Genomic DNA, 1,308 nt, shown 5'->3' with positions numbered 1-1,308 from the left:
AAAGACTATTCAATGTCTTTTAAATTGCAATTAGTTTCTTCCATCGAAAATGGCGAGCTAACAGCTACCCAAGCTGTGGAGCGTTATGGTATTCAAGCTAGAAGTACGGTAACCGGATGGATGCGTAAATATGGTACCTTTGACTGGCAGAACAAAAAACCCCATATACAATGTCAAAATCTCCCGAACAACGTCTTCTGGAGCTTGAGCAAGAGAACCGACTTTTGAAAAAACAGAAGAAGACTCTTGAAAAGCAGGTAGAACGTGCAGACAAAAAAGCCATCATTTTTGATATGATCATCGATTTGGCCGAGAAAGAGTATAATATTCCTATCCGAAAAAACTCATCGCCCGAGTAATAGATATCTTCAGGGAAGAACATCAAGAGAGCCTCACATCCACCTGTGGGTTACTCGGGAGGAGCAGACAGGTATATTACAGACATCTCAAATCACAGCGGCGATATCAAACGAAAGCAGCCATTGTTATCGAGATGGTACAGCGCATACGAAGCGAACAACCAAGGATCGGCACCAGAAAATTACATTATCTATTAAAGGATGATCTGAAAGGGATACAGGTGGGAAGAGATCGTCTGTTTGCCATACTTAGGGCCAACCGGATGCTTATCAAGCCAAAAAGAAGCTATCATATAACAACGGATTCACATCATAGATTCAGAAAACATAGGAACCTAATGAAGAAAATGGACGTAAAACGTCCAGAGCAGGTCTGGGTATCGGATATAACATATGTGGGAAACAGAAACAATCCAATGTACTTGGCATTGGTGACAGATGCCTATTCCAAGAAAATAGTCGGCTATGACGTGTCAGATAGTCTAGATGTTTCCAGTAGTTGCAAGGCATTGAAAATGGCCGGTAAAAGCAGGAAGACCTATAAAGTACTATTACATCACTCGGACAGAGGGCTACAGTATTGTAGTGGTGAGTATCAAAGATTACTTTCTAAGGATGATATCAACTGTAGTATGACCGAAGCTTATGATCCGTACGAAAATGCGGTAGCCGAACGGATCAATGGAATATTAAAACAAGAGTTCCTGGGCGATACCAAGAACTTAAGACTCAAAACAATGAAACAACTGGTGAGCGACAGCATACAGATTTACAATAACAAAAGACCCCATTATTCCAATTACTACCTAACACCACAACAAATGCATCAACAACAAAAAATACAAATGAGAACGTATAAATCAAAAAAGCTCAACGAGGATATCCTCGTTGAGCTTAATTAAACTATTTTTAATCCATAAACCTGTAACGGTTATTTAGGACTAGACAA

3 protein-coding genes are annotated in these 1,308 nt (G+C 39.9%); all 3 read left to right on the top strand.

What is annotated here, in order from left to right; all coding sequences use genetic code 11:
• On the top strand, nucleotides 1-228 hold a 228-nt coding region (locus HPE56_RS20415; protein ID WP_223170397.1), incomplete at its 5' end, for a helix-turn-helix domain-containing protein.
• Nucleotides 225-359 carry a hypothetical protein gene (locus HPE56_RS20535; RefSeq protein ID WP_262890278.1) on the top strand — a complete coding sequence of 45 codons (135 nt, stop codon included), beginning with the start codon at nucleotides 225-227 and terminating at the stop codon, nucleotides 357-359. The genes HPE56_RS20415 and HPE56_RS20535, both read left to right, overlap by 4 nt.
• Nucleotides 347-1,261: an IS3 family transposase gene (locus tag HPE56_RS20210; protein WP_317173236.1), complete on the top strand. Its 915-nt coding sequence runs from the start codon at nucleotides 347-349 to the stop codon at nucleotides 1,259-1,261. Before HPE56_RS20535 ends, HPE56_RS20210 begins: the two co-directional genes overlap by 13 nt.
• The last annotated feature ends 47 nt before the right edge of the window (nucleotides 1,262-1,308 follow it).

The organism is Maribacter aquimaris, from assembly GCF_014596745.1.
Taxonomy (GTDB): Bacteria; Bacteroidota; Bacteroidia; order Flavobacteriales; family Flavobacteriaceae; genus Maribacter_A; species Maribacter_A aquimaris.
Note: the sequence above shows the minus strand (reverse complement) of the source record. Positions and strands in the feature narration are given on the sequence as shown.